The 26,308-nt window shown below is 68.0% G+C and carries 28 protein-coding genes and 2 pseudogenes; 12 read left to right on the forward strand and 18 right to left on the reverse strand.

Going from position 1 to position 26,308, the window contains the following annotated elements; genetic code table 11:
- Positions 1-20 precede the first annotated feature (20 nt).
- From QM714_RS08250 to QM714_RS08265, 4 genes and pseudogenes are all read left to right on the forward strand, one after another.
- Positions 21-953, forward strand: coding sequence for a metal ABC transporter solute-binding protein, Zn/Mn family (locus tag QM714_RS08250; protein WP_415099357.1), 933 nt, complete (start codon positions 21-23; stop codon positions 951-953).
- Positions 954-957: 4 nt separating this feature from the next.
- Complete coding sequence (locus QM714_RS08255) at positions 958-1,779, forward strand: metal ABC transporter ATP-binding protein (protein ID WP_415099359.1); 822 nt, start codon at positions 958-960, stop codon at positions 1,777-1,779.
- Positions 1,780-1,790: 11 nt separating this feature from the next.
- A pseudogene (locus QM714_RS08260) lies at positions 1,791-2,661 on the forward strand (metal ABC transporter permease).
- Positions 2,661-3,455, forward strand: coding sequence for a class I SAM-dependent methyltransferase (locus QM714_RS08265; protein ID WP_415099361.1), 795 nt, complete (start codon positions 2,661-2,663; stop codon positions 3,453-3,455). Before QM714_RS08260 ends, QM714_RS08265 begins: the two are co-directional and overlap by 1 nt.
- Here the strand turns inward: QM714_RS08265 and QM714_RS08270 are convergent.
- Both QM714_RS08270 and QM714_RS08275 read right to left on the reverse strand, forming a co-directional pair.
- Positions 3,452-3,784: an ArsR/SmtB family transcription factor gene (locus QM714_RS08270; protein ID WP_415099363.1), complete on the reverse strand. Its 333-nt coding sequence runs from the start codon at positions 3,782-3,784 to the stop codon at positions 3,452-3,454. The two genes, QM714_RS08265 and QM714_RS08270, sit on opposite strands and share 4 nt — an antisense overlap.
- A 54-nt stretch (positions 3,785-3,838) precedes the next feature.
- Complete coding sequence (locus QM714_RS08275) at positions 3,839-4,135, reverse strand: hypothetical protein (protein ID WP_415099365.1); 297 nt, start codon at positions 4,133-4,135, stop codon at positions 3,839-3,841.
- 223 nt (positions 4,136-4,358) lie between these two features.
- Between QM714_RS08275 and QM714_RS08280 the strand changes: the two genes are divergently transcribed.
- Positions 4,359-5,609 carry an MFS transporter gene (locus QM714_RS08280; protein WP_415099367.1) on the forward strand — a complete coding sequence of 417 codons (1,251 nt, stop codon included), beginning with the start codon at positions 4,359-4,361 and terminating at the stop codon, positions 5,607-5,609.
- 62 nt (positions 5,610-5,671) lie between these two features.
- Positions 5,672-5,881 carry a hypothetical protein gene (locus tag QM714_RS08285; protein ID WP_415099369.1) on the forward strand — a complete coding sequence of 70 codons (210 nt, stop codon included), beginning with the start codon at positions 5,672-5,674 and terminating at the stop codon, positions 5,879-5,881.
- On the opposite strand, the gene QM714_RS08290 is transcribed toward QM714_RS08285, so the two are convergent.
- Genes QM714_RS08290 through QM714_RS08320 form a run of 7 tightly spaced genes read right to left on the reverse strand, consistent with a single transcriptional unit; the run spans position 5,878 to position 12,959 of the window.
- Positions 5,878-6,999 carry an acyl-CoA dehydrogenase family protein gene (locus QM714_RS08290; RefSeq protein WP_415099371.1) on the reverse strand — a complete coding sequence of 374 codons (1,122 nt, stop codon included), beginning with the start codon at positions 6,997-6,999 and terminating at the stop codon, positions 5,878-5,880. The two genes, QM714_RS08285 and QM714_RS08290, sit on opposite strands and share 4 nt — an antisense overlap.
- The gene (locus tag QM714_RS08295) at positions 6,996-8,192 is read right to left on the reverse strand and encodes an acyl-CoA dehydrogenase family protein (protein WP_415099373.1); all 1,197 of its coding nucleotides are present in this window, start codon (positions 8,190-8,192) and stop codon (positions 6,996-6,998) included. The genes QM714_RS08290 and QM714_RS08295 overlap by 4 nt, the downstream gene beginning before the upstream one ends.
- Entirely contained in the window at positions 8,189-9,424 is a 1,236-nt protein-coding gene (locus QM714_RS08300; RefSeq protein WP_415099375.1) for an acyl-CoA dehydrogenase family protein, read from the reverse strand. Before QM714_RS08300 ends, QM714_RS08295 begins: the two co-directional genes overlap by 4 nt.
- Positions 9,424-10,455 carry a phosphotransferase family protein gene (locus tag QM714_RS08305; protein ID WP_415099377.1) on the reverse strand — a complete coding sequence of 344 codons (1,032 nt, stop codon included), beginning with the start codon at positions 10,453-10,455 and terminating at the stop codon, positions 9,424-9,426. The genes QM714_RS08300 and QM714_RS08305 overlap by 1 nt, the downstream gene beginning before the upstream one ends.
- Positions 10,455-10,907, reverse strand: coding sequence for a MaoC family dehydratase (locus QM714_RS08310; RefSeq protein WP_415099379.1), 453 nt, complete (start codon positions 10,905-10,907; stop codon positions 10,455-10,457). Before QM714_RS08310 ends, QM714_RS08305 begins: the two co-directional genes overlap by 1 nt.
- Entirely contained in the window at positions 10,904-11,719 is an 816-nt protein-coding gene (locus QM714_RS08315) for an SDR family oxidoreductase (protein ID WP_415099381.1), read from the reverse strand. The genes QM714_RS08310 and QM714_RS08315 overlap by 4 nt, the downstream gene beginning before the upstream one ends.
- 13 nt (positions 11,720-11,732) lie before the next feature.
- Complete coding sequence (locus QM714_RS08320; RefSeq protein WP_415099383.1) at positions 11,733-12,959, reverse strand: acetyl-CoA C-acetyltransferase; 1,227 nt, start codon at positions 12,957-12,959, stop codon at positions 11,733-11,735.
- Positions 12,960-13,067: 108 nt separating this feature from the next.
- Here QM714_RS08320 and QM714_RS08325 point away from each other — a divergent pair, with 108 nt between their 5' ends.
- From QM714_RS08325 to QM714_RS08335, 3 genes are all read left to right on the forward strand, one after another.
- Entirely contained in the window at positions 13,068-13,661 is a 594-nt protein-coding gene (locus tag QM714_RS08325; protein WP_415099386.1) for a TetR/AcrR family transcriptional regulator, read from the forward strand.
- Between the two features lie 142 nt (positions 13,662-13,803).
- Complete coding sequence (locus QM714_RS08330; RefSeq protein WP_415099388.1) at positions 13,804-14,328, forward strand: SigE family RNA polymerase sigma factor; 525 nt, start codon at positions 13,804-13,806, stop codon at positions 14,326-14,328.
- Entirely contained in the window at positions 14,325-15,080 is a 756-nt protein-coding gene (locus QM714_RS08335) for a hypothetical protein (RefSeq protein ID WP_415099390.1), read from the forward strand. The genes QM714_RS08330 and QM714_RS08335 overlap by 4 nt, the downstream gene beginning before the upstream one ends.
- 3 nt (positions 15,081-15,083) lie before the next feature.
- On the opposite strand, the gene QM714_RS08340 is transcribed toward QM714_RS08335, so the two are convergent.
- Positions 15,084-15,611: an isocitrate lyase/phosphoenolpyruvate mutase family protein gene (locus tag QM714_RS08340; protein ID WP_415099392.1), complete on the reverse strand. Its 528-nt coding sequence runs from the start codon at positions 15,609-15,611 to the stop codon at positions 15,084-15,086.
- A 25-nt stretch (positions 15,612-15,636) separates the two neighbouring features.
- Positions 15,637-15,912: pseudogene (locus tag QM714_RS08345) on the reverse strand (isocitrate lyase/phosphoenolpyruvate mutase family protein); the annotation flags it as partial.
- Between the two features lie 152 nt (positions 15,913-16,064).
- On the opposite strand from QM714_RS08345, the gene QM714_RS08350 reads away from it, so the two are divergent.
- Together QM714_RS08350 and QM714_RS08355 are read left to right on the forward strand one after the other, a co-directional pair.
- Positions 16,065-16,985: an ABC transporter ATP-binding protein gene (locus QM714_RS08350; RefSeq protein ID WP_415099394.1), complete on the forward strand. Its 921-nt coding sequence runs from the start codon at positions 16,065-16,067 to the stop codon at positions 16,983-16,985.
- Positions 16,982-17,230 (forward strand): hypothetical protein, encoded by a 249-nt coding sequence (locus QM714_RS08355; RefSeq protein WP_415099396.1) that lies wholly within the window; start codon positions 16,982-16,984, stop codon positions 17,228-17,230. The genes QM714_RS08350 and QM714_RS08355 overlap by 4 nt, the downstream gene beginning before the upstream one ends.
- Positions 17,231-17,245: 15 nt before the next feature.
- Here the strand turns inward: QM714_RS08355 and QM714_RS08360 are convergent, their stop codons facing one another.
- Positions 17,246-18,910 (reverse strand): IS1634 family transposase, encoded by a 1,665-nt coding sequence (locus QM714_RS08360; protein WP_415096759.1) that lies wholly within the window; start codon positions 18,908-18,910, stop codon positions 17,246-17,248.
- A 112-nt stretch (positions 18,911-19,022) separates the two neighbouring features.
- Here QM714_RS08360 and QM714_RS08365 point away from each other — a divergent pair, with 112 nt between their 5' ends.
- Positions 19,023-19,787 (forward strand): ABC transporter permease subunit, encoded by a 765-nt coding sequence (locus QM714_RS08365; RefSeq protein WP_415099398.1) that lies wholly within the window; start codon positions 19,023-19,025, stop codon positions 19,785-19,787.
- A gap of 34 nt (positions 19,788-19,821) precedes the next feature.
- Here QM714_RS08365 and QM714_RS08370 read toward each other — a convergent pair whose 3' ends face one another.
- The 6 genes from QM714_RS08370 to QM714_RS08395 form a co-directional block, all read right to left on the reverse strand.
- The gene (locus QM714_RS08370; RefSeq protein WP_415099400.1) at positions 19,822-20,466 is read right to left on the reverse strand and encodes a bifunctional 4-hydroxy-2-oxoglutarate aldolase/2-dehydro-3-deoxy-phosphogluconate aldolase; all 645 of its coding nucleotides are present in this window, start codon (positions 20,464-20,466) and stop codon (positions 19,822-19,824) included.
- Position 20,467: 1 nt separating this feature from the next.
- Positions 20,468-21,910 carry a xylulokinase gene (locus tag QM714_RS08375; RefSeq protein WP_415099402.1) on the reverse strand — a complete coding sequence of 481 codons (1,443 nt, stop codon included), beginning with the start codon at positions 21,908-21,910 and terminating at the stop codon, positions 20,468-20,470.
- 8 nt (positions 21,911-21,918) lie between these two features.
- Complete coding sequence (locus QM714_RS08380; protein WP_415099404.1) at positions 21,919-23,049, reverse strand: mandelate racemase/muconate lactonizing enzyme family protein; 1,131 nt, start codon at positions 23,047-23,049, stop codon at positions 21,919-21,921.
- Between the two features lie 26 nt (positions 23,050-23,075).
- A complete protein-coding gene (locus QM714_RS08385; RefSeq protein ID WP_415099406.1) occupies positions 23,076-23,840 on the reverse strand; it encodes a carbohydrate ABC transporter permease in 765 nt (254 codons plus the stop codon).
- A 56-nt stretch (positions 23,841-23,896) separates the two neighbouring features.
- Positions 23,897-24,697, reverse strand: coding sequence for a carbohydrate ABC transporter permease (locus QM714_RS08390; protein WP_415099408.1), 801 nt, complete (start codon positions 24,695-24,697; stop codon positions 23,897-23,899).
- 140 nt (positions 24,698-24,837) lie between these two features.
- Positions 24,838-26,289 (reverse strand): aldehyde dehydrogenase family protein, encoded by a 1,452-nt coding sequence (locus QM714_RS08395; protein WP_415099410.1) that lies wholly within the window; start codon positions 26,287-26,289, stop codon positions 24,838-24,840.
- Between the last annotated feature and the right edge of the window lie 19 nt (positions 26,290-26,308).

A 26,308-nucleotide genomic window follows, 5' to 3' on the forward strand; every position in this document is an offset into this window, starting at 1 on the left:
AATCAGAGAGGGACCGAGAAATGCGGTGGAGGAAGACCGGCACGGTGGGCGCCGGATTGATGCTGGCGGGCGTGCTCGCGCTGTCCGCCTGTGGCTCGAGCGACGACGGTGCGAGCAAGGACGCCACCAGCAGTGGCGGGCAGAGCGCGCCGATCGGCATCGTCGCGTCGACCAATGTGTGGGGCGACGTGGCCAAGCAGGTCGGCGGAGACGCTGTCGAGGTGACCTCGATCATCTCCGACCCCGATCAGGACCCGCACTCCTACGAGGCCGACGCGAACACCGCGCTGGCCATCTCCAAGGCGAGCATCGTGATCGAGAACGGTGGCGGCTACGACGACTTCGTGGACCAGCTCCTCGACGCCAACAGCTCCGACGCCACCGTGCTCAATGCCGTGGACATCTCCGGCAAGACCGCGCCGGCGGACGGTGAGCTCAACGAACACGTGTGGTACGACTTCCCGACGGTCCAGAAGGTGGCCGACGAGATCGCTGCCGAGCTGGGCAAGGCCGATCCCGACGACGCCGCCACCTTCACCAGCAACGCCAGCGCCTTCAAGGACAAGGTGGACGGTCTGATCAGCGAGACGGACGATCTCAAGTCCTCCCACGCCGGCGAGGGCGTCGGCATCACCGAGCCGGTTCCGCTCTACCTGACCGAGGCGGCTGGCCTGGTCAACAAGACGCCGGAGGCCTTCAGCGAGGCGATCGAGGAGGGCGAGGACGTCTCCGCGGCGACGTTGAAGGAGACCCTGGACCTCTACACCAACCACGAGGTGAAGGTGCTGGTCTACAACGAGCAGACCAGTGGACCGATCACCGAGCAGATCGAGAAGGCAGCGAAGAAGGCGGGCATCCCGGTCGTGCCAGTGACCGAGACGCTCCCCAGCGGGCTGGACTACGTCGGCTGGATGCAGCAGAACATCGACGCCCTGCGCTCGGCCCTCGGCTGAGCCGATGACGGCGGTCGTCGAGCTGCGTGACGCCCGACTCTCGTTCGGCACCAGGACGCTGTGGTCCGGGCTCGATCTCACGGTCGAGCCCGGACAGTTCATCACCGTGCTGGGCTCGAACGGGTCGGGCAAGTCCAGCCTGCTCAAAGCCATCCTGGGCACCCTGTCGCTGACCGAGGGCGAGGTCCGTGTCTGCGGGCAGCCAGCACGCCGGGGCAGCAGTCGGATCGGCTACATCCCCCAACATCACGGGTATGCCATCGACGTCCCGCTGCGCGGCCGCGACCTGGTCCAGCTCGGTCTGGACGGAACCCACTGGGGTCCTCCCCTGCCCTGGCGGAACCGAGAGCAGCGGCGCCAGGTCGACGAGTTGATCGAGCGGGTCGGCGCCGGCGCCTTCGCGAATCGGCCGATCGGTCGACTCTCCGGCGGGGAGCAGCAGCAGCTCCGTGCCGCCCAGGCGCTGGCAACCGAACCCGCCGTGCTCCTCTGCGACGAGCCGCTCCTCTCCTTGGACCTGCGCCACCAGCGAGGCGTGGTGGACCTGCTCGACAAGCAGCGCCGCGACCGCGACACCGCCGTACTCTTCGTGACCCACGAGATCAACCCGGTGCTGCCGGTCACCGACCAGGTGCTCTATCTCAACGACGGCCGCTTCCGGATCGGACCTCCCGACGAGGTGATGACCAGTGCGGTGCTCAGCGAGCTCTACCGCTCGCCGATCGAGGTGATCCGCCGGGGCGACCAGATCGTCGTCCTCGGCGCCGACGACGTGGCCCACACCCACCCCCACACGACCTCTCATCCGACGAAGGCAACGGCGTGAGCATCGCAGCGATCGACTGGCACCAGATCGTCAACTTCGACAACTACGGCGAGCTGCTCCCCCTGGTCCGCAACTCGCTGATCGCCGGAGCGGTGCTCGGTGTCGTCGGCGGGTTGGTCAGTGTCTTCGTGATGACGCGAGACCTGCCCTTCGCGGTGCACGGGATCAGCGAGCTTCTCCTTCGCCGGCGCCTCCGGCGCGCTGCTCTTGGGGGTGAGTGTCGTCGCGGGCTCCTTCGCCGGCTCCCTGCTCGCAGCACTCGCGCTGGGCGTCCTCGGCATGCGAGCACGCGATCGCAACTCGATCATCGGCGTGTTGATGCCGTTCGGACTCGGGCTCGGCATCTTGTTCCTCGCCCTCTACAAGGGCCGAGCGGCCAACAAGTTCGGTCTGCTCACCGGCCAGATCGTGGCCATCGACGACACCTCCCTCACCGTCCTGCTGGTCACCTCACTGGTCGTGCTGATCGTGCTCGCGGCCATCTGGCGTCCGTTGATGTTCGCCAGCGTCGATCCCGAGGTCGCTGCCGCCCGCGGAGTGCCGGTGCGCTTCCTTGGCCCGTTCTTCGTGATCCTGCTCGGCTGCACGGTCGCGGTGTCGATCCAGGTCATCGGCGCACTGCTCATCCTCACCCTGCTGTGTACGCCGGCGGCCGCAGCCCTGCAGGTGACCTCGTCACCCAGCCTGGTGCCGGTGTTGTCGGTGGTCTTCGCCTTCAGCTCGATGGTGGGCGGCATCCTGCTCGCGCTCGGCACCACCATCCCGATCAGTCCCTATGTCACCACCATCTCGTTCGCCATCTACCTCGTCTGCCGTCTCCTCGGTCAGCTGCAGGGCCGGGGCCATAGCGCGCGCCTGGTGGCTGCGCCTGGAGGTCAGTGATGCAGGCCGAGCACAGACAAGCGCTGGCCCAGCTGTGGGCGATGGGCGACTACGCCCGCCTGGCCGAGCGGTTGCGTCCTGCAGCAGGTGCCCTGGCCGGAGCCCTCGGCGAGGGCCACGGGCGCCGTGCGCTGGACCTGGCCACCGGCACCGGGTCGGTCGCCCTCGCGCTGGCCGCCGACGGCTGGGCGGTCAGCGCGGTCGACGTCTGCGCTCCGCTTCTCTCTCAGGCCCGTGAGGCAGCGGATCGCGAAGACCTGGTCGTCGACTGGCGGGAGGAACCGCTCGAGGAGCTCCCCTTCCGAGACGAGACCTTCGCCGTGGTCGCCTCGTCGTTCGGCCTGATCTTCACCAACGATCCCTCGGCCACCCTCCGAGAGGTGGCCCGCTGTCTGCGCCCTGACGGCATCCTCGCCTTCACCGCCTGGACTCCGGCGGGCTACCTGGGTCAGATGTCGGCGTTGATGGCCCGCCACCTGCCGCAGCCGGGCGCCGCGACTGCACCGCTGAGGTGGGGCGATGCCGAGCAGGTGGCGGGTCTCTTGGGCCAAGCGTTCGCCGAGGTCGAGATCGAGGTCCGCACCCTCCCCTGGCGGTTCGCGAGCAGCGAGGCCGCCGTGGACTTCTACTTCACCTGTTCTCCCGCACACATCGCAGCCGGCGCCATGCTCGGCCCGCGGGCCGACCAGATGCGCACCGACCTCGGTGATCAGCTGGCCGCTCTCGCCCACCCCGGCGGCTCGATCGACATCGACGCGGAGTACCTCCTAGTGCGGGCCCACCGCGACTGCTAGTCGCCCTCCCGGCCTTCGCGGCTGTGCCGATAGGCGTCGAGGAAGATGTGCGCCACGTGCTCGTCGACTAGGCGGTAGACCAGGACGCGTCCGTTGCGATCGGCTTGCACGAGGCCGGCTCCACGCAGGGTGCGCAGATGCTGGGACACCAGCGGCTGCGAGATGCCCAACTCCTCCACCAGCTCGGTCACCGAGTGCTCCCGGACCGTCAGCCGGTGCACGATCGCCGCACGCACCGGTGCTGCCAAGGCGCTGAAGAGTTCGCCGACCGCGCGGTAGCGGGCGTCCAGGTCGCGCCGGCCACCAGGGTCCTCACGCGAACCGGCCATGGCCAGATCTTGCTGGAGGGCGCCACCCGGCTTCAACCTGACACGCGTCCCGGATCAGTGCTCGTCATAGTGGTCGCCGTGCGCGGCGTGCCGGTGCTCTCCGTGGACGTAGTCGACGTGGTCGCCGTGCTGAACCGTCCCGTGGCCACAGTCGGCACCGTGCTCATGCTCGTGCACCTCTGCGGTGACATGCGCATCGAGCGCGTGCTCGTCGTAGTGGCCGTCGTGCTCGTGGTGGGCGTGTCCGTCGTGGAGGTAGTCCACATGGCCCTCGTGCTCGACGGCGACGTGGCCGCAGTCCGGTGCGTGGGTGTGCTCGTGGGCTGCGTGCACCTCATGGGTAGTCGACATGATGTTGCCTCCCTGGCTGGTATCGGGAGGGCAGCTCTTCGCCGGCTGCCCAGAGGCCGCTGCGGGGCCCTTGCTCCATATATAAACACATGCGCATGTATTAATGCCACTCGCCGAGCCGCTGCACCAGCGATCGCGCACACGAGGCGGCGTCGCCATGCGCGAGGGGGCGGCGTACGCTTGTTGAGAAGATTTCTCATTAGTTGCCCGGAGGACTTTGGCGATGACCACCGCCTGGATCCGCGAGCCCGGCTTCCGGGACTTCCTCGCCGCTCGCACCGTCTCCTGGGCGGGCAACGTGATGAGCCTGGTCGCCATGCCCGTGCTGGTCTACCAGCGCACCTCGAGCGCGACCCTGACCGGGCTGTTGGCCGCCCTCGAGGCGTTGCCCTATCTGGTCTTGGGCCTACCTGCCGGTGCCCTCGCGGACCGATGGAACAACCGGCGGGTGATGACATGGACGAGCATCCTGGCCGGAGCGACGATGCTCACGATCCCGGCCGCCCATCTGGCCGGGATCCTCACCGTGCCACAGATCTTCGCTGTCGCGCTGACGGTCGGCATCGCCTTCGTGTTCTCTGACGCCTCCGCCTTCGGCGCACTGCCGGTGCTGGTCGGCCGCGACCGCATCGGATCGGCCATGGCAACGATGACGGCCATCAACACCGTGCTCAGCATCGCCGGCCCCGGCATCGCCGGTGTGCTGATCGCCTCGGTCGGGGCACCCTGGGTGGTGGCGATCGACGGCGTCGCCTATGCCATCGCCGCGCTCCTGCTCGCCCGGATGCCGTGGGATCCGGGCGCCATCGAGAAGTCGGACGCCCCCACCTCGCTGCGCGCCGAGATCGCCGAGGGCCTGGCGTTCGTGTGGGCACATCCGGTGATCCGCCAGCTGACCTTCATGGGCATCGGCCTCTCGGTGACCGGAGGGGCGGTGGCCGGACTCACGGTCGTCCTCGCAGTCGAACAGCTCGGCTTCGCAGACGACGACGGCCGACTCGGACTGCTCTACGTCGCCGCCTCCATCGGCGCCTTCCTCGGCAGCGTCGCCCTCGGCTGGCTGCAACGGAACTGGACCGTCGGCGCAGTCACGGTGATCGGCTATGCGGCCGTGTCGCTGCTGACCATCGCACTCGGGGCAACGACGTCGTGGGTGCTCGCGGCCGCGGTCATGATCGGGTTCAACCTGGTGTCGACGGTGGTCATCTTGAACGGCATCGTCGTCCGCCAGACGCTGACCCCGATGCGACTGCAGTCGCGCGTGAACACGACCGCCCGCATGATCGCCTGGGGCGGCTCCCCGGCCGGCGCGGCGATCGGCGGCGTGCTGGCCGGGGCCTGGGGCGTGGACGTCGCGTTCTTCGTGTGCGCGGGGAGTACGGCGGTCGCGCTGGCCGTCGGCCTCTTCACCAGGGTCCGCCTGATCGGCCGCCTCGCCAGCCTCACCGACGCCGTCCCGGCCGAGACGAGGTGATCCGGGAGAGCCCGTCACTACAGGCGAGGGAGCGCCTGGAGTCTGATCGCGCGGTCGCCGCGTTGACCGAGTTGATCGCCGACGAGCTGGCGGCCGCTCCCGGCGACCTGCGCCCGTTCGTGCACGCCTCGGCGCTGGTCAACGTCAGCCGGGCGATGTCTCGGGCCGTCCAGGACGGCGCCATCGCGGGCCACGCCGCTCCCAAGGTGGCTCGGCAGGTCATGGCCGCCGGTGCCGCCGCGTTCGACTCGCTCGAGCGCGGCCTGTCCTAGCCCGCGGCAGCCGGGCCAGGGAGATCGACCAGGGCAGCCAGTCGGGCGCGATGGACGCCGGGGGTGCCGAGCGCGATCTGATCGGCCTTGGCGCGCTTGAGGTAGAGGTGGGCCGGGTGCTCCCAGGTCATCCCGATGCCACCATGGAGCTGGATCGCCTCCTCGGCGGCATGGACCGCGACCTCGCTGCAGTAGGACTGCGCCACACTGACGGCGACGGCCACGTCGGGATCGTCGGCGGCCAACGCGGCGACGGCGTAGGCAGCTGCTGCCGAGGCCGACTCGACCTGCGCGTAGAGGTCCGCGAACCGGTGCTTGAGCGCCTGGAAGCCGCCGACGACTCGGCCGAACTGGGTGCGCACCTTGAGGTAGGCGAGGGTCTCCTCGAGGCACCAGCGAGCCAGACCCACCTGCTCGGAGGCAAGCAATGCGGCGCCGACGAGCAGGGCCCGCCTCACCGCGGGCTCGCCGGCCTCGACGACGATGGTGACCGGCGCGCCGTCGAGGGTGACGTCGGCGAGCTGACGGGACATGTCGAGAGACGCCACCGGGAGGACGGTCGCATCCGCTGCCGCAACCACACCCAGCGCGGGACCCTCGTCCGCGGCCACCAGCACGAGGAACGTGTCCGCCTCCAGTGCACCGGCCGCGCTGGTCACCAACCCACTCACCCGACCGCCGCCGTCTCGAGACAGGGCCGGGAGCGGATCGTCAGGGCCGGTCGACAGCGGCAGCAGCAACGCCGCCGTGCGCTCCCCGGTGGCGAGACCGGCCAGCAGTTCGGCGGCGGGGCCGGTGGAATCGGCGGAGTCGAGGAGCGCTGTCGTGGCGATCACGGCGCTGGTCAGATAGGGCACCGGCGCGACGGCCCGACCGAGCTCCTCCAACACCGCAGCAGCCTCCCGAGCGGTGGCACCCGCTCCCCCACGCTCGTCTGGGATCAGCAGCCCCGCAAGTCCGAGCTCGGCGGCGAGGGCGGTCCAGAGGGGCGCGACCACGGATCGGTCGCCGTCGTACGCCGCGGCGATCGCGGCTGCCTGACAGCGGTCGGCGAGCAGCTGGCCGACCACCGCCCGAAGATCCGTCTCGACGTCGGAGGGCAGCAGATCGAGGCTCACTTGACGGTCTCCTTCCACGGCCGGTCCTTGTCGACCCGGTGCTCGGCGGGCAGGCCGAGGACGCGTTCGGCGACGATGTTGCGCAGGATCTCCGAGGTGCCGCCCTCGATCGAGTTGCCCTTGGCGCGCAGGTAGCGATAGCCGGCGTCACGGCCGGTGAAGTCGACCCGGTCCGGTCGCCGCATCGTCCACTCGGAGTAGCGCAGTCCCTCCTCACCCAGCAGCTCCAGCTCCAGCCCGGACGCCTGCTGGGCTACCCGCGCGAAGCCGAGCTTCATCGCCGCCCCTTCCGGACCCGGCTGGCCCTGGGCGAGCTTCTGCTGCAGCCGCTGGCCGGTGAGCCGGAGCACTTCGGCGTCCACCCAGAGGCGCAGCAGGCGGTCGTGCAACTCGGGCGTACGCCGGTCCGGGTGCTCGCGCCAGGTCCGGGCGACGACCCCGATCATCGCGGATTCACGCTCGGCGGACCTGCCGATCGAGACCCGCTCGTTGTTGAGCGTCGCGTTGGCGACCCGCCAGCCCTGGCCTTCGGCGCCGAGCCGCTGGCTGTCCGGGATGCGCACGTCGGTGAGGAAGACCTCGTTGAACTCTGCCTCGCCGGTGATCTGCCGCAGCGGCCGGACGTCCACGCCGGCGTCGGTCATGTCGCAGAGGAAGTAGGTCAGCCCCGCGTGCTTGGGCTGGTCGGGATCGGTGCGGGCGACCAGAATCGCGAACCGGGCGGTTTGCGCACCCGAGGTCCACACCTTCTGCCCGTTGACCACCCAGCCGTCACCGTCACGGACCGCACGGGTCGATACGTTCGCGAGGTCGCTGCCGGCACCAGGCTCGCTGAACAGCTGGCACCAGATCTCCTCACCGGTCCACAGGGGTCGGAGGAAGCGGCGCTTCTGCTCGTCAGTGCCGACCGCGAGGATCGTCGGTGCGGCCATGCCGAGACCGATGCCGTTCTTCTCCGGTGCGTTGGTCGGCGCACCGGCCCGCTCGAGCAGCGTGTCGACCACGCCCTGCAGACTGCGCGGGAGGTCGAGTCCGCCGAGCCCGACGGGACACCACACCCAGGCGAGGCCGGCGTCGAACTGGGCACGCAGAAAGTCCAGTCGGTCGGTCTCGGCGGGGGCGTGCTCGGTGAGGAAGGTCGTGACCCGTTGCTCCAGCTCGCTGACGGCATCGGCGGCGAGTGCGTCGCTCACGAGCGTGCCTCGCGGGCTGCGGCTTGGCGACGCAGCTCGGCGCGGGCAAGGGCGTTCTTGTGGACCTCGTCGGGACCGTCGGCGAACCGCAGCGTGCGAACCCCGGCGATCATGCTGGCCAGCGGGAAGTCCTGGGAGAGGCCGCCGGCGCCGTGGGTCTGGATCGCCTTGTCCAAGATCCACTCCACGGTGGCCGGGGTGGCGATCTTGATCGCCTGGATCTCGGTGTGGGCGGCCTTGTTGCCGACGGTGTCCATCAGCCAGGCTGCTTTGAGCACCAGCAGCCGGAGCTGCTCCAGTCGCACCCGCGACTCGGCGATCCAGTCCCGGATGACGCCCTGGTCGGCGAGCGGCTTGCCGAAGGCGACCCGCTCCTGAGCGCGGGCGCACATCAGCTCGATGGCCCGCTCGGCGATGCCGATCGCCCGCATGCAGTGGTGGATGCGGCCGGGGCCGAGCCGGGCCTGGGCGATCGCGAAGCCGTCGCCCTCCCCGCCGATCAGGTTGGTGGCCGGCACTCGGACGTCGGTGAACGACAGCTCCGCGTGGCCGCCGTGCTCGTGGTCGTCGTAGCCGAGCACCCGCATGCCGCGATGGATCTCGAACCCGGGAGTGTCTCGCTCCACGAGGATCATCGACTGCTGCCGGTGCCGATCCGCGGTCGGGTCGGTCTTGCCCATCACGATGAAGATCTTCGCGTGGGGGTTCATCGCACCGGTGATCCACCACTTGCGACCGTTCAGCACGTACTCGTCGCCGTCTCGCTCGATGCGGGTGGCGATGTTGGTCGCGTCGGAGGAGGCCACCGCCGGCTCGGTCATCGCGAAGGCAGACCTGATCTCGGCGTCGAGCAACGGCCGGAGCCAGCGCTCCTTCTGCTCGGGCGTGCCGAACTGGGCGAGCACCTCCATATTGCCGGTGTCCGGGGCCGCGCAGTTCATCGCCGCGGGCGCAAGGTGCCCGCTACGGCCGGAGATCTCCGCCAGCGGCGCGTACTGCAGGTTCGTCAGACCACCGCCCTCGTCGCCGGGCAGGAAGAGGTTCCACAGGTCCCGCTCGCGTGCGGAGGCGCGCAGGTCGTCCAGGATCGGCACCGAGTCCCACGCCCACCGGTCATCGAGCTGCTCCAGCTGCTCGGCGAAGACCTGCTCGGCCGGATGGACGTGGCTGTCCATCCACGCGAGCATGGTGGCGCGCATCTCCTCGGTGCGCGCGTCGAAGGCGAAGTCCATCAGCGGTTCTCCTCCACTGCTCTCAGTCCCACGTCCAGCAGCACGTCGACGCCTTCGCCGACGCGGTCGAAGCCTTCACCGACCGTCTGACCGTGCAGATGCCGGTAGTAGATGCCCTCAAGGACCACGGCGAGCTTGAACGCCGCCAGCCCGAGGTAGAAGCCGAATCGGGCGAGGTCACGCGCACTGCCGGCGGCATAGCGCGCGACGATCTCGTCCTCGGTGAGGAACCCCGGCGCCGCACTCACTGTGCTCACTGCCAGAGCGCTGTCGGCGGCCCCGAGCCTGCCGTAGACGAGCATCAACGCCAGGTCGGTGAGCGGGTCGCCGAGGGTCGCCATCTCCCAGTCGAGCACAGCGGCGATCTGGTCCTGATCGTCGACGAGCACGTTGTCGAGGCGGAAGTCGCCGTGCACGATGCCCGCGGCCGACTCCGTCGGGACGTCTGCGGCGAGCCGCCGATGAAGCTCGTCGGCAGCCGGCAGATCTCGGCTGTGGGAGGCGTCCAGCTGCTTCTTCCACCGGCTCACCTGGCGGGCGAGAAACCCGGCGGGCCGACCGAAGTCGCTCAGCCCTACGACGACAGGGTCGACCGCGTGCAAGGCCGCCAGGGTGTCGACGAGCTGCTCGGAGATCGCGCGGGTGCGCTCGGCTCCGAGGGCCTCCAGCTCTGTGGCGAAGCGGTATGGCGTCCCGGCGCAGCGCTGCATCACATAGAACGGCGCACCGATGACGTCGACGTCTTCGCACAAGCCATAGGTGGTGGGCACCGGGACCGCGGTCCCGCGCAGGGCCGTGATGACGCGGTGCTCCCGAGCCATGTCGTGCGCGGTCGCGAGCACGTGACCCAGAGGAGGTCGACGGACGATCCATTCGTGATCACCGTCTGCGACCAGATAGGTCAGGTTGGACTTGCCGCCTGCGACGAGGGTGGCGGTGAACTCCGGGCCTGCGCCGGGGAGATGGCCGGCGAGCCATCTGCCGAGCCGACCCAGGTCGAGGCCGGGAACGGCGTCCGCTGCATCCGTCATCACGGCACGACGACGGCGAGCATGTCGACCACGCAGGCCGGCTTGTCGCCGCCCTCGCGCTCGATGGTCACCCGGCTGGCGACCTGGTAGCCGAGCGAGTTGGGGACGACCCCGAGCAGCTCCACACCGGCCCGCACTCGGGAGCCGACCGGCACGGGCGAGGGGAAGCGCACCTTGTTCGCGCCATAGTTGATCGCCATCTTCACCCCGTCGACCCGGTAGATCCCCGAGACGAGCATCGGCAGCAGGGAGAGGGTGAGGAAGCCGTGCGCGATGGTGGTGCCGAACGGGCCGGCCGCCGCCTTCTCGGGGTCGACATGGATCCACTGGTGGTCCCCGGTAGCCTCGGCGAACTTGTCGATCTGCTCCTGGGTCACGGTGTGCCACTCCGAATACCCCAGCTGCGACCCCACGGCCGCCTCCAGCTCGGGGATCCCGTTGAAGATCCTCATCTCTCCTCCTCGCTCTCTAGGTGGCGCTGCAGCTTGTTCATCCCGCTCAGCCACCGGTCGGTGTCCTCGGCACGGCGACGGTAGTAGCCGGCGACCTGCGCGTGCGGCAGCGCCAGGAAGCGATCCTCGCGGATCGCCGTCATGGTCGCCTCCGCGACGTCGTCGGCTGTGAGCGCGCCGTCGGCAACGAGCAGTTGCTCCATCGGCCCCGAGTTGGTGAGCATCTCGGTCTGCACGCCCTGTGGGCAGACCGCGTGCACCGCGATGCCGCGGTGTCGGTAGGTCGCTGCGAGCCACTCCGCGAAGGCGACCGCGCCGTGCTTGGTGACGGAGTACGGCGCCGCGCCGAGCGCCGTCAGGAGTCCGGCAGCCGATGCGGTCACCACGAAGCGCCCCTGGCCGCGCTCGAGCCAGTGCGGCACCAGCAGCCGCGCCGCCCGGACGTGCGCCATCGTGTTGACCTCCCAGCTGGCCGACCACTCCGCTTCGGTCGCGTCGAGACCGAAACCACGCACGATGCCGGCGTTGGCGAACCAGGCGTCGATCGTGCCCAGCTGCTCGTCGGCCGCGGCGACGAGCGCCGCTGATCCGGCTTCGCTCGCGGCATCGCCAGGGACGGCCGTCGCGCCGATGTCCGCGGCGGTCGCGCGGGTGCGCGCGGGGTCCAGATCGTTGATGACGACCCGCGCGCCCTCGATGACGAGTCGGGCCGCCAACGCTCGGCCGATGCCGCCGGCCGCACCGGTGACGACGACGCCCTGCCCGGCGAAGAGCCGCCCGGCGGGGGCCTGTCCAGCGACGGGGTCGGTCATCGTGGCGGGTCGCTCAGCTCAGCCGCTCGATGACCATCGCCATGCCCATCCCGCCGCCCACACACATCGACTCGACGCCGAACTGCTTGTCGTGCCACTGCAGGGAGTTGATCAGCGTGGCGGTGATCCGGGCACCGGTCATGCCGAACGGGTGCCCGACGGCGATCGCGCCGCCGTTGACGTTCAACTTGTCGAGCGGGATGCCCAGTTGCTGCGCCGATCCGAGCGCCTGCACCGCGAACGCCTCGTTGATCTCCACCAGGTCGATGTCCTCGAGAGTCATCCCCGCGCTACGCAGCGCGGCCGGGATAGCCGTGACCGGACCGAGGCCCATGATCTCCGGCGACAGGCCGGTGACCGAGGTGGACACGATGCGCGCCAGCGGCACCAGACCGAGTTCACGGGCCTTGGCGTCGCTCATCACGACCAGCGCCGCGGCGCCGTCGTTCAGAGGGCAGGCGTTGCCGGCGGTGATGGTCCCGTCAGGCCGGAAGACCGGCTTGAGCTCGCTGACGGCCTCCAGGGTGACCCCGGCTCGCGGTCCGTCGTCTGCTGACACCACAGTCCCGTCCGGCATGGTGGCTGGGCTGATCTCGCGCGCCCAGAAGCCCTCGGCGATCCGCTGCTCGGTGAGGTTCTGACTGCGCACGGCGAACTCGTCCTGCTCGCGGCGGCTCATCCCGAGGACCTGCTGAGCGTTCTCGGCCGTCTGGCCCATCGCGATGTAGACGTCGGGAAGGGCTCCGTCCTCGCGTGGGTCGGTCCAGGTCGGGGCTCCGCCCGCGGCGCGCCCTGCGGTGCGCTGCTCCGCCGCGCCGAAGGCGGGGTTCTTCAGGTCGCGCCCCTCGATGTGGTCGCTGTTGCCCTTGGCGAACCGGCTGACCGTCTCCACGCCGGCGGAGATGAAGGCATCGCCCTCACCGGACTTGATGGCGTGGAAGGCCATCCGGGTCGTCTGCAGAGAAGAGGAGCAGTAGCGGGTGACCGTCGTACCAGGAAGGTGGTCGTAGCCCGCCCGCACCGCGACGACCCGGCCCATGTTGAAGCCCTGCTCACCGCCCGGCAGTCCGCAGCCGAGGATCAGGTCGACGAGGTCGTTCGGATCGAGCTCCGGCACCTTCGCCAGCGCAGCCTGGACCATCTGAAGGGCTAGGTCGTCGGGTCGGATGTCCTTGAGTGACCCCTTGAACGCCCGACCGATCGGGGACCGGGCCGCTGAGACGATGACTGCTTCGGGCACCGCTGCTCCTTCGTGGCCTGGGCGCTACTAAGCGGTTGCTTAGTAGGCTTGGCGCTTACTATGCCCGAGGCCCGAGCCTCGGTCAACGGCCGAGCAGGAGGGAGCGAGATGAGCACGAGCCAGCCGCCGACGGGCGAGGACAGCCGCAGCCGGCTGCTGCGAGCCGCCGCGGGGGCCTTCGCCCAGCGCGGCTTCCACGGCACCACGACCCGTGACATCGCCGCCGCCGCGGGGATGAGTCCGGCTGCGGTCTACGTGCACCACCGCTCCAAGGAGGAGCTGCTCTACCAGATCTCACGCTCCGGCCACGAGCGCACTCTCCTGTTGCTGCGGGAGGCGGTCGCTCGCGGCGGCTCGACCGTCGAGCAACTCTGCAACGCCGTGCGCGAGTTCGCTCGTCACCACGCAATGGAGAGCACCAGCGCCCGGGTCGTGAACTACGAGTTGGCTGCGCTCACCCCCGCGCACTGGGCCGAGGTCCGCGAGCTCCGCCGACAGATCAGCAACGAGGTGCACGTCCTCGTCGAGCGCGGTGTCGCCGACGGCTCCTTCGACTGTCCTCAGCCGCGGATCGCGGCCACCGCGCTGCTCTCGCTCGGTGTCGACATCGCACGCTGGTACAGCACCGAAGGCCCGTCCTCGCCCGAGGAGCTCGCCGACGCTTACGTCGACATCGCGCTGCGGATCGTCGGGGCGTCGTAGAGATGCCGCACTATCTCTCCTTGAGACGAGCAGGATCTTCACCGCCAGCGTCGTCGACGCTCGGGCCCGCTGATCGCCCACAAGGCACGTCATGACACATCTCCCTGAGCCACCCCGTCGAGGAGGATGAGGAGGAACAACCATGCGGGCAGCCCAGCGGGCCGAGTTCGAGGAGTTCGCGCGAGCGCGATCCGGTGAGCTGTTTCGTACTGCCTGGCTGCTGGCGGGCGATCGGCACTCCGCAGACGACCTGGTCCAAGAGACGCTGACCCGAATCTACGTCCGCTGGGGGCGGGTCCGGGAGGCCGGCAACGTGGCGGCGTACGCCCGCACCGTCTTGGTCCGCACCTTCATCGACGGCCGCAGACGGAAGAGTTCTGGCGAACGACCGATGGCGGAGCCGCCCGAGCAGGCGGCTACCGACGGGGTCGACGTCGAACTGCGGCACAGCCTGGTCGAGGCGCTGCGTTCGCTGGCGCCGTTGGACCGGACCGTGGTGGTACAGCGCTACCTGCTCGACCAGGACGTCGCGTCGGTGGCGGCTGATCTCCAGCTGACCAACCAGGCTGTGCGCAGCCGCTCCAGCCGAGCGCTGGCGCGGCTGCGCGATCAGCTGGGCGAGGAGTTCCTCACCGTGCCCACACTCGAGGAAGGACAACACCGATGACCCACGACACCGAGGGCCGACTCGCCGTGCTGATGCACAACGTCACCGACGAGCTCGTCCCCGACGACCACCTGATCACGTCTGCCATGGCGGTCGGCGATCGCCGCCGACGCCGCCGTGGGCTGGCCATGGGCGGTGCCGCGCTCGCCACCGTGGCCGTGCTCGGCACCACCTGGGCCACGACTCTGCAGCCCGCTGCTCCCGATCGGACGGCGACCCCGGCACGAGGCGACCTCGACACGACGTCGTACGCCGCCGGCGAGCAGAACCCGCCGACGGTCAGGATCGCGACTCCGACGGAGTTGTCCACGATCCTCGCCGACGCCCTTCCCGGCCCGAGCACGGAGGTCAGCCTCGAGCGGGTCGCCCAGCGGAGCCAGGCGGAGCGGCTGTTCCAGGGCGGGGCGGTGGACGCGATGGCCTACGACTACGACGCGGTCCTCGGACAGTCGATCGATCCCGACCTGATGCAGCAGCGCTGCATGCAGATGCAGGAGAGTCGGCGGACCGGTTGCGTCTCCACCGACGACGGTTGGGCCGTGTGGACCATCGGTCGCCCCGACGTCGCCGGCGCCGACCCGGGGGTGGTTACCGCGCGGGTGACCTACTTCCGCAGGGACGGCAAGGTGATCGACCTGAGGGCTTCCAACGGCCCGGCGGTGGATGCCGATCCAGTCGCCGCCAGCCCCGTCGTCTCTCGCGGCGACCTGGTCGACCTGGCCATCCACGGGAACTGGTTCCCGGTGGAGTGAGGGCTAGGAACTGAAGCGGCGCTGCAGGTCGGCATAGCCGATCGCGCCGTCGAGGAAGCCGAGTGTCCCCGCGTCGAGCAGTTCCCGGCCGGCACGCTCCAATCCGCTGAGGGCGGCTCGAGCCAGGCTGCCACCCAAGCTGACCCGTCGGACGCCGAGAGAGAAGAGGGTCGGCGCGGGGATGGTGTTGGACAGCCCGGCCACGATGTTGAGCGGGGCCGGGATGGCCTCGGCGAGCTGGTGGATCGTGTCCGCTTCGACGACCCCGGGCACGAAGACGCAGTCGGCGCCTGCATCGACGTAGCGCCGTGCTCGCTCGACGGTCTCGGCGAAGACTTCGCCGCTGGTGCCGGCGAAGTAGGTGTCGGTGCGAGCGTTCAACACGAACGTGCCCCGGGGCGCCGCCTGCCTGGCTGCCGTGATCCGCTCGACGGCCTTCTCGACCTCGAACAGGCCGTCGCTGTCGGCGTCCTCCAGGTTGGCGCCAACCGCTCCGAGCTTCCGCGGCCCGGGCAATGGTGTCGGCGACATCGTCCGCCGTGTCGCCGTACCCGGCTTCCAGGTCCGCGGTCACCGGCACGCTCACCGCGGCCACGATCCGGCCGACCTGGTCGAGCATCTCGTCGCGGTCGAGCGTGCCTCCGTCCGGCACACCGCGCGACCAGGCGATGCCGGCGCTGGTCGTGGCGATCGCGGGAAAGCCGACCTGTTCGAGGATGCTGGCGGAGCCGGCGTCCCAGGCGTTGGGGAGCACGAAGCCGGGGCCGGCGTGCAGGGCAAGGAGGGCGGCCGCCTTGTCGGCGGGAGTGGTGGTGGGCACAAACCTCATCATCGGTGTTGGCGGACTCCCGCGATACCCCCAACCCGCAGCCGTCGGCGAGGCCCCCGTCGACCGAGCCGGGGACTACCCCGGGGTCGGTTCAGGGTCGAGCCGGGGGCGCTCCCGGATGTGGTGACGGTGGTGGAGCGGGCAGGCTCGCAGCCATGATCAATGTCTCTCATCTGACCCGGGTCTACGGCGGCTACCGCGCCGTCGACGACGTCTCGTTCACCGCTCAACCCGGCCTCGTCACGGGCTTTCTCGGTCCCAACGGCGCCGGAAAGTCCACGACCATGCGAGTGCTGGTCGGACTCACTCCGGCCACGTCGGGCACCGCGACGATCGCAGGTGAGCAGTACGCCGATCTGCCGAACCCGGCCCGCGAGGTCGGTGTCCTCCTCGACGCCTCCGCCCAGCATGCCGGCCGCACCGGCCGCGAGATCCTTGCGATCGCCGCCCAGACCATCGGACTCCCCCGCACCCGCGTGCAGGAGATGCTCGACCTGGTGTCGCTGACCGACGAGGAGGCGGACCGTCGGGTGCGCAACTACTCACTCGGCATGCGGCAGCGGCTCGGGATCGCGGCCGCGCTGATCGGTGACCCACACACGCTGATCCTCGACGAGCCGGCCAACGGTCTCGACCCCGCCGGCATCCGCTGGATGCGCGACCTGCTTCGCGAGTTCGCCGGCGCTGGCGGCTCGGTGTTGTTGTCCTCGCACCTACTCGGCGAGATCGAGGTCATCGCCGACGAGATCGTGGTCATCGGCCAGGGCCGCATCGTCGCGCAGGGCTCGAAGGCCGACCTGCTGGCCGGCGCCGGGTCGTACGTCGCTCCCGCCCACTCCGCCGACCAACCCCGGCTCGCCGACGCACTCATCCGTGCCGGCCACGACGCCACCCCGGTCGAGGGCGGCCTGCGGGTCGACACCGACACCCGTGCCATCGGACTGGTCGCCCACGCGACCGGCGTACCCCTCACCACCCTCAGGCCCGCCGACGGTGGCGGTCTGGAGGACATCTTCCTCGATCTGACCGCCGAGACCCAGCGCGACAGCGCCCCGACCTCTGGAGCAGCAGCATGACCACCACGACCCTGCCAGCCACCGACGCCGCACCGAGCCGCGTGCGCGCGACGTACTCCCCGCCATCCTTCGCCCGACTCGTCGGCGTCGAGCTGCGCAAGACCTTCGACACCCGGGCTGGCTGGTGGCTGTGTGCCAGCGTCGTGGTGCTCTCGGTCATCGCGACCGGGGCGATCATCGCCTTCGCGCCCGACGACCAGATCACGTTCGAGGCGTTCGCCAGCGCGATCGGCATCCCGACCTGAGTTGGGCCAAACGCGTTAGTGCGTGACGCCGGGCGAGTTCAGTGCGTCGAGGATCTCTTGGTGCCCTGAGGTGACTTCGGGCCTGAAGGTCTGCCGGGCACCGTTGATCGCGATGGTCGCGCTGCGCAGCGGGCGTAGCTGTCGGACGATGTTGCCGATCGCCAGCCCGGTGCGGTTCTGGGCCTCGCGGGCGACGGCCAGTGCGGTAAACACGACGGTGAGGTGGGCCTCGATCGCGTCGCGGGTGTGGTGGAAGATCGGCCTGGCGCGCAGGTCGGTTTTGGACATGCGGAAGGACTGCTCGACGTGCCACAGGTCGTGGTACTTCGCGATGACCTCGGCGGCGGGCATCGTCGTGGCGTCGAGGTTGGTGACGTAGCCCTTCAACCCGACCAGCCGGCGAGCCCGTGCCAGTGATGCCTCGTCCAGGGTGGGTTTGCCCTTGCTGGTTTTGACGAACCGGGTGGCCTTCGCCTTCTTCTCACCGGCGATGACGTCCTTGGCCCGGTTCTCCTGAATGGTGAGCGTCTTGTTGTCACGCGCCGCGCGTTTGGCCGAGTAGGCCCACACCACCCGCCACGATCCCGGATGCTGCTGCCGGTCCCAGATCGGTTCGACCCTTTCCAGTTCGTCGTTGTCGATGACCCGGGCGTTCTTGGGTGTGGTGGTGTCGATGATCTGCCCGTCGGTGAACGCGTCCCCATGCCAGCGGAAGTGGGAGGCCAGGTCGATGGGTGCCTTCGTGGTGCGGGAGCCGACGATGAACCTCAAGTTAGCCCCGTCCAGAGCGGTGAGGTTCTTCGCCGAGAGCATCCCGGCATCGGCGACGATGACCATGTCAGCGATGCCATGCCGGTCAGCGAACTGTTCGATGATCGGGACGATCGTGGTCGTCTCTGCCGTGTCGCCCTCGAAACAGCCGATCTCCAGGGGGAATCCCTGCCGGTCGACCAATAGGCCGACCACGATTTGTGGGTCGATGCGACGCTCCTTGGAGTAGCCTACTTTGCGAAACGCGTCCTCGTTCTCGGCCTCGAAGTAGAGCGTCGTCACGTCGTACAGGCACAGTGAGACGTCCCCGGCCGAGAGGGCATGGGCAAAGCACCTGGCGGCGATCTGGTCGCGGTACTTGGCGGTCTTGACCCGTCGCAGGGTGCGTTTCATCGTCGAATACGACGACGCAGCAACACCCAGGTCGGCCAGCACCCGGGCACTGTCAAGCAGCGAGGTCGGCTCCACGATCCGCGCCACCACCAGGCTCCGGAACGTCTCGTCGCCCAGCACGTCGAATCCCAGCTCGTCGTAGACCGCCGTGAGAGCCTCGTACAGCAGCCGTGACCCCGTCGCCACCACCCGGCCGGGCCGGTCCCTGCCAGCACCCCGAGCAACACGGTCCTCCTCGATACCCGAGTCACGCCCGGCAACGTCGAACAGGAGCGGCTCGCCGACCTCGGGCACCAGCCCAGCCACCGCCGGCGTTGGCTCGACCTCGAGCGGCAGCAGTCCTTGTGACGGATCGGCCAGCAGTTCGCGGGCCTGCTCCAGCAACAGCCCGAGCTCGGCTTCGGTATGGGCCGAGCCGAGGTGCTTCACGATCCGCTGACGGCCCTGGCCGGCGTACTCCGCGACCTGCACCGCCGTCGCGCCCGACGCCGTTCGGACCCGTCGGATGAACGCCATCCAGTGACCCTAAACCGACCCCGTTAGTGCGTGGAAACCCACCAAACCCACCGCATCACCACAGGTCACAGGCCTACGACCCGACACAACCCAAGCGCGTGACCCAAGTCAGGTGCGCGCGACGTACTCCCCGCCATCCTTCGCCCGACTCGTCGGCGTCGAGCTGCGCAAGACCTTCGACACCCGGGCTGGCTGGTGGCTGTGTGCCAGCGTCGTGGTGCTCTCGGTCATCGCGACCGGGGCGATCATCGCCTTCGCGCCCGACGACCAGATCACGTTCGAGGCGTTCGCCAGCGCGATCGGCATCCCGATGACGATCATCTTGCCGATGCTCGCGATCTTGTCGGTGACGAGTGAGTGGACCCAGCGCAGTGGGCTGGCGACGTTCACGATGGTGCCGCACCGCGGTCGGATCATCCGCGCCAAGGCCGTGGTCGCCGCGATCATCGGCGTGGTGTCGATGCTGATCGCGCTGGCCGTCGGTGCCCTCGGCAACCTCGTCGGCTCCGCTCTGGTGGGCGTCGACACGGTGTGGAACGTCAGCGTCGGCGAGTTCAGTTCGATCGTGATCGCCAACCTGCTCGGCATGGCGGTCGGCTTCATGCTCGGCGTGGTGCTGCGCAACTCACCGGCCGCGATCGTCGCCTACTTCGTCTACGGCTTCGTGCTCGGCGGACTCTCGGCGATGCTGGCCGCCTACCAGCAATGGTGGCGCGACCTCCAGCCGTGGCTGGACTTCAACTTCGCCCAGAGCGCGCTCTTCGAAGGCTGGCCGACCGGTGAGCAGTGGGCTCATGTCGCCGTCGCCTCGCTCCCCTGGCTGGTGATCCCGATGGCCATCGGGCTGTGGGCGCTGCGTCGGGCCGAGGTGAGGTAGCGCCCGCCTGGGTCAGGACGATCCCGCGTCCGGGTCAACATGGGCCACCACCGTCAGCCCTTCTCTGGACGGCGGCCTCCCGAAGGCGACGCCTCGCGGTCGCGCCGACGCTGTCGATGTCCCCCGCTGCCGCAGCGGGGGCATCGATCAGCGATCGCCCGACACATACTGCGTGCGAGCCAACATCCAGATACTCCGCGATGTCGGACAGCTTGACGCCGCCCGATACGACGGTCGCCAGATCGGGAATCGGTTCGAGAAGCGTCGTGATGAAGGCGGTGCCCCCGACCGCATTGATCGGGAACACCTTCACGGCGGGCGCGCCGAGACTCCGTGCCGTGAGTGCTTCGGTTGGAGTCATCACTCCAGGCGCGAACGGAACCCCATGCCTCCGCGCTCGATCGATCACACGCGCGTCTGTGACCGGGCTAGCCATGAACGTCGCGCCGGCCTGCACACATTCATCAACCTCGGCGACACCGAGCACCGTTCCGGCTCCCACCCGCGCCCCCATGGAGCTGAGTTCGCGAATGACACTCGACGCCCCTGGCGTCGTCAGGGTCACTTCGATGGCAATGCCGTCGACCTGCGCAAGGCCGAGGCAGACCGTTCTGCCGAGGGCTTCGTCGGTCGTACGGACAACAGCAACCACGCCCTCCGGAAAGGAAATCTCGACCAACTTATCCAGCTCCCAACGCGACAGCCACAGCGCGGCTGTACTTCTCATAGGCGACCTGCCCAGCTGCCACATCCTCTACAGACGGTCTGACGACCGTGGCACGGGCCAACACGCCGGTTGCCAGACCACGGAGGCTGCATCCCGTTGCGGCGCGAGCGAGCAGAGCGGCTCCCAAGGCGGACAGCTCGGACTCGGCGAGCACCTCGACAGGACGTCCAAGCACTGCTGCTCTCAAGTACGACCAGTGTTGGTTGCGGCTAGGTCCCCCTCCCAAGCGGACCATGCCTGAAGTGGGCAGGGACCGTCCGCCCGACTCGAGGACGTGACGCGCGCTGCACGCCACGCCCAGTAAGACCGCGCGAATAAATGCGCCGCGGTCATGCCGACCTCGCACGCCCTCAAAGATCGCCGCTACATCATGTCGCCAGATCGGCGCTCGCTCACCTTCTAGATAGGGGAGGAACGTCGGCACATCCCAGTCAACGATCTCACCGACTCGCCGCAGGCACTCGTCGACCGTCAGTCCCAAGAGGCTCGCCAACCACGCAAGGGACCCCCCACTTGACTGCGTCGGTCCATAACGCACGGTCAATGTCCCGGTGGCAGCAGCCGGAACCTCAAGGAGTCCCTCGCCACCAGACAGGGGCGGTCCTGAGAATGAGAACCCAACAATGTCGGAAGTCCCCGTTGCGACGAACTCCATTTCGTCATCGAACACTCCAAGGGGAACCATGGCGGCGAGGGCATCACTCCAGCCGACGCCAACAACGGTCCCTTGCGCAATGCCGGACCACTCCGACCCGGCCCGGGAGACCTCGCCGGCCGTGGACCAAGGGTCCCTCACCGGAGGCAAGACGTCCTGCGAGAGCCCCGCAACTTCAAGAACCGGCAGGGCCGGTTCGGGCCGGTCGACCCGCGTCAGTCCCTTCGACGACCAGCTATCGGTGCACGGTTGTCCAGTGAGGAGCGCCGCGATGTAGTCCTTTAGCTGAAGCACCCAGCGCGCCGAATCAAGGACATCAGCCTCGTGCCTTCGCAACCACAGCAGCTTCGCTGGCAGGTTCGCGGCGGCCCAGGGCAACGAAGTCCCCACTGTCGCGATCGGATCCCCAAGTCGCTCGCTTAGCATCGCCGCCTCCGTCACGGCGCGTGCGTCCATCCAACTCAATGCTGGCCGCACCGGCCGCAACAACGAGTCGGCCAGAACCATGGTCGGGGTCTGACCCACTATCGCCACGCCGTCAATGACGCCGACCTCCGCGATGCAGGACTGTATGACCTCGCGCACCAGGTCCGCGTAGGCCCTTGCATCAAGTTCCACGCGACCGGCTGAATCCTGGCCCGGCTTCGGAACAGAACGACCTGATCTGACGATGATCTCATCGCCCTCGACGATCACCGCCTTCAGCGACGATGTTCCCAAGTCGATGCCGAGGGTAGCCATCGGCTCCGCTAACCCCTCGCCACACTGATCCGGTACCTCTCCAGTCCATCCGGATTTAGCTCCAGGCCTAGTCCGGGACGTTCTGGAAGTTGGTAGACCCCGAGGTCATGAGGGAAGCGAGGGTTCAACACGATCTCGTCACGGAGCGGATTCGGCTGCCCATCGAACTCCAGTGGCCCTGCGTTGGGGCAGGACGCGAGCAGATGTGAGTTCGCGGCCAGCGCGACGGCAGATGAAAAGACGTGCGGCGCGAACTTCTGGTGCCACGAATCCGCCAGTCCAGCGATCTTGCGAACGTTCGTCACGCCGCCTGCCCAAATGCAGTCAGCCTGAACGACACTCACCGCGCCCCGAACGATGAGATCTCGGAAGACGAACCTGGATGACTGGGACTCATACCCGGCGATCGGCACGGCTGAGCGCCGAGCCACCTCGACGGCACCATCGAGATCGTCCGCTCGAACCGGTTCCTCAAGCCAAGCCAGACCGACGTCAGCCGCAGCCCGAGAGAAGTCGACCGCCTCCTGAACGGAGTAGCCACAGTTCGCATCCACCATGAGGTCGAAAGCGTCGCCGACGGCTGCCCGAACAGCCTCCACGCGAGCGAGGTCATCCTTCAAGTCGGCGCCCGCAACCTTCACCTTCGCTCCGGTGAAACCCCTCTCCGCATAGGCGACGACCTCTCCGGCCACATGTTCGGGCGACGAACCCCGTTCATAGAGACCACCACTCGCGTAGCAGGGGAGCCTCCCGGTCACCGCACCGAGCATCTTGTACAGCGGGAGGCCCGCCACCTTGCCTGCAATGTCCCAGAGTGCGATGTCGATGCCGCTCATCGCCGCCATCACGATGCCCGATCTGCCCAGGTGGATCGTCGCGTCGTACATCCTCCGCCAGATGCCTTCGATCCGCAGGGGGTCCTCTCCTACCACCAGCGGCGACAACTGATCGCGGATGACCGACGAGACCGCCCCCATGGCCGATCCGAAAGCGGCGGCCTCGCCGATCCCTTCAACTCCCTCATCGGTATGGACCTTGACAAGGAGGCAGTCTCGAAAGCGGATATCAAGATGGGCATCCCACTTCGGCGTGTCTAGATGCCACCTCAGGGGCACTAGCTCGATTCGTTCGATCTTCACAGATCTCCTCCCGGGTTCACGTCAACCTAGTCCTTCACTGCACCGAAGGTGATGCCACGCACCAGGTAGCGCTGAATTAACAATGTGAACAAAATCGTCGGAACAATGCTGACTACGATCGTCGCTCCAAGTTGCCCCCAAAGCACCTCTGACGCATCTCGATTGAAACCCGCGATCCGAACCGGCAGAGTCTGGCTGTCAGGGCCTGCTAAGGTGTTAGCGAGCAAGAATTCGCTCCACGAATAAAAGGCACTCAAGGTCGCTGTCGCGATGATTCCGGGGCGGACCAGAGGGAGAGCGATGTAGATGAAGGTCCTCCACGTCGACGCGCCATCTATCTGGGCCGACTCTTCGATCGCAATGGGGACGTCTTCGAAGAACGACCGCATCATCCATACGACCATCGGCGTGTTGAACAGCGCCTGCGCGAGCGCGACTGCGAGCAGGGTTCCCTGCGTTCCGGTTTCGATGGCTAGCAGATACAGCGGGATAGCGATCACGATCGGAGGCACCATCAGCGTCACCAAGATCGCGAACATGAATCCCTCTCGGCCTCGAATCCCGAACCGAGCGATCGCATAGGCAGCCAAGCATCCGGCGGCCATGGACAGTGTCGTGGAGGCCACTGCTACGACAATGCTGTGACTCGCATACGGCCACAGGGTGGGCAGGGCGGCGTCATAGTTCTGCAGGGTCGGCCTGAAAATGAAGTCTGGCGACTGCGAGAGCTCCATCCCGGGCGGCTTGAAGGACAACATGAGCGCCCAGTAGGTCGGGAAGACAGAGAACACGACGACCACCCCTAGGGCGGCCGCTAGCCCCATCCGCATCCACGCGTGACCACGCCTCATCTGCTCAACCTCCGCGAAACGCCGAGGAACGTCGAGGCGAACATCAGTGCGATGATGGTGATCAGCAGGCCCGATACTCCCACGGCGCCGAAGTCGAACTCACGAAGTCCATCGACGTAGATCCGATAGGAGACCAACTCAGTCGACGACCCCGGTCCACCCCCCGTCATGATGAAGATCTTGTCGAACTCCTTGAAGGCCGTCATCGAACGCAACAGGACGGCTACGAGCAGTCCCGGAGTCATCAGGGGCAAGATGATCCGCCTGATGAGTTGCCACGTTCCCGCGCCATCGATGCGAGCGGCTTCGATCACCTCCTCGGGAATCGCAGCCAAGTTCGCCAGCGCAAGCAGCATCATGAAGGGAGTCCACTGCCACACGTCGACGATCATCACAGAGGCGAAGGAGAGCCACGGTGGATCGACAGACTGCAACCACACAGGGCCCGCGATTCCAACACTCTCAAGGAGTGCATTGATGATTCCACCATCGGCGTCGAACATGTAGCGCCAGATGTATGCCACGGCGACTGGAGTCAGCATCATCGGGAGCGCCAAGACCGCCACGACAGCGGCCTTCATCTTGAAGTCCCGATAGAGAAGAAGGGCGATCAGCACACCGAGAATGGTCTCGACGCTGACTGTGATGCCGACGAACACCAACGATCGGATCAGCGCTGGGACGAAGGTCCCAGCTGAGTCAAGTTGCTGCGTGAAGTTGTCTGTTCCCGCAAACGAGATGCCGAGGTCCGGTCGGTTGAACCGCCAGTTGAGAACGCTGGTGACACCGAGGAACACGACGGGATAGATCGCCGTCAGGACGAGGGCGGTGAGCGCGGGGGCTAGAAATCCGGCCCTTGCCCACCAGCGTGGCGCACCCGCGCGCCGTGCGCGCCGTCGTCGTGGCGCACCCGCGCGCTGCTGACGCATCGTCCAGCTCACGACGTGCGCCACGCGTCCTTAGCGCGACCAACCACGTCCCAGTGGACATGCTTAACCTGTCGGAACTGATCCAGCCCCTCGACACCGAGCTCACGGCCCAGACCACTCGACTTCATCCCGCCGAATGGGGCGGCGTAGTTTGGCGTGAGGGGGTCGTTGATGTAGATCGTTCCCGCATCCACTTCCTCGTAGAATCTCTTCGCAAGAGCGGCGTCTCGCGTCAACAAGGAGGCTGCGAGACCGAACTCGCTGTCGTTCGCCATCGCGATCACGTGGTCGAAGTCGTCATACGGGGATATCGGAAGGACGGGACCAAAGATCTCTTCTCTCATCAGCCGAGAGCTTGGGTCGACGTGGGCAAGCACAGTGGGCGCGTAGAAGCTCCCACCTTCCACGCCCTCCCGCCTGCCACCGGTCACGAGTCGGGCCCCGCCGATGACGGCCTCGTCGACCTGGCTTGCCACCCGGTCGACAGCATCGTTGTTGATCAGTGGCCCCATGTCGGTCGTCGAGTCCATCCCAGGGCCGAGGCGCATGACACTCACGAACGCGGCCAGCGCCTCGGTGAACTCCTCGAATGAGGCCCTGGGGACATAGACCCGCTCGGTGCTGGTGCAGCACTGGCCAGCATGGAGGAGCCCAGCGAAGGCGATCGGCGGCACCGCCTCGTCGACGCTCATGTCTGGAGCGACCACGAGCGGATCCTTGCCACCGAGTTCAAGGGTGAGCTTCTTCAGACGCTTCGCCGCCTGAGCCATCACGACCTGTCCGGTCTGCACGGATCCAGTGAGCGCGATGTGCGGGACATCGCGGTGAAGGACGAGCGCCTCGCCGACCTCCGGGCCGAAGCCGGTGAGCACGCTGACGACGCCCGGCGGAAGGTGGCCTGTCGCAACCTCGGCGAACTTCAGGGTTGCCAGCGGTGTCAGCGGCGAGGGCAAGACGACGACCGGATTGCCGGCCGCGAGGGCTGGCGCCATCTTCCACGCCAAGAGCTGGAGGGGAAAGTTCCAGGGCGTGATGCAGGCGGTGACGCCGTACGGCTCATACCTGGTGAAGTCGATCTGATCGGGATCCCCAGGGGCAATCATCCTGCCAACATCAGTCCGACCCACTTCGGCATAGAAGTCGAAGGTCTCTGCAGCCAGATCGAGCTCTGCGACGCTATCGCGCAGCGGCTTTCCGCTCTCCAGGGTGAGCAACCGGGCGAGCGAGTCCTGATGACTTCGGATTCCGGAGGCGACGCCGTGGAGGAGCCCTGCGCGTTCCCCGGTGGGCAGACGCCGCCAGGTCGCGAAAGCGTCCACCGCACGCGAGACCGCATCCTCGACGTCCTCGACAGTGCCACGCGGGACGTCGTCGATCGCGTTCCCCGTCGCCGGATCGCGCACATCGATTCGCTCACGCTCCCTGGGGTCGTACACGCCACCAAGCCATTGATCGGGCACACCGCTTCCTTTCGTCTAA

The sequence above is a fragment of the Nocardioides sp. genome (assembly GCF_047602075.1).
Taxonomy (GTDB): Bacteria; Actinomycetota; Actinomycetes; order Propionibacteriales; family Nocardioidaceae; genus Nocardioides.

Bases quoted from the DNA above. Each gene is read 5' to 3' on its own strand.
- QM714_RS08250 (WP_415099357.1), top strand. From the start codon at position 21: ATGCGGTGGAGGAAGACCGGCACGGTGGGCGCCGGATTGATGCTGGCG.
- QM714_RS08255 (WP_415099359.1), top strand. From the start codon at position 958: ATGACGGCGGTCGTCGAGCTGCGTGACGCCCGACTCTCGTTCGGCACC.
- QM714_RS08265 (WP_415099361.1), top strand. From the start codon at position 2,661: ATGCAGGCCGAGCACAGACAAGCGCTGGCCCAGCTGTGGGCGATGGGC.
- QM714_RS08270 (WP_415099363.1), bottom strand. From the start codon at position 3,784: ATGGCCGGTTCGCGTGAGGACCCTGGTGGCCGGCGCGACCTGGACGCC.
- QM714_RS08275 (WP_415099365.1), bottom strand. From the start codon at position 4,135: ATGTCGACTACCCATGAGGTGCACGCAGCCCACGAGCACACCCACGCA.
- QM714_RS08280 (WP_415099367.1), top strand. From the start codon at position 4,359: ATGACCACCGCCTGGATCCGCGAGCCCGGCTTCCGGGACTTCCTCGCC.
- QM714_RS08300 (WP_415099375.1), bottom strand. From the start codon at position 9,424: ATGGACTTCGCCTTCGACGCGCGCACCGAGGAGATGCGCGCCACCATG.
- QM714_RS08305 (WP_415099377.1), bottom strand. From the start codon at position 10,455: ATGACGGATGCAGCGGACGCCGTTCCCGGCCTCGACCTGGGTCGGCTC.
- QM714_RS08310 (WP_415099379.1), bottom strand. From the start codon at position 10,907: ATGAGGATCTTCAACGGGATCCCCGAGCTGGAGGCGGCCGTGGGGTCG.
- QM714_RS08315 (WP_415099381.1), bottom strand. From the start codon at position 11,719: ATGACCGACCCCGTCGCTGGACAGGCCCCCGCCGGGCGGCTCTTCGCC.
- QM714_RS08325 (WP_415099386.1), top strand. From the start codon at position 13,068: ATGAGCACGAGCCAGCCGCCGACGGGCGAGGACAGCCGCAGCCGGCTG.
- QM714_RS08330 (WP_415099388.1), top strand. From the start codon at position 13,804: ATGCGGGCAGCCCAGCGGGCCGAGTTCGAGGAGTTCGCGCGAGCGCGA.
- QM714_RS08335 (WP_415099390.1), top strand. From the start codon at position 14,325: ATGACCCACGACACCGAGGGCCGACTCGCCGTGCTGATGCACAACGTC.
- QM714_RS08340 (WP_415099392.1), bottom strand. From the start codon at position 15,611: ATGTCGCCGACACCATTGCCCGGGCCGCGGAAGCTCGGAGCGGTTGGC.
- QM714_RS08350 (WP_415099394.1), top strand. From the start codon at position 16,065: ATGATCAATGTCTCTCATCTGACCCGGGTCTACGGCGGCTACCGCGCC.
- QM714_RS08355 (WP_415099396.1), top strand. From the start codon at position 16,982: ATGACCACCACGACCCTGCCAGCCACCGACGCCGCACCGAGCCGCGTG.
- QM714_RS08360 (WP_415096759.1), bottom strand. From the start codon at position 18,910: ATGGCGTTCATCCGACGGGTCCGAACGGCGTCGGGCGCGACGGCGGTG.
- QM714_RS08375 (WP_415099402.1), bottom strand. From the start codon at position 21,910: ATGGCTACCCTCGGCATCGACTTGGGAACATCGTCGCTGAAGGCGGTG.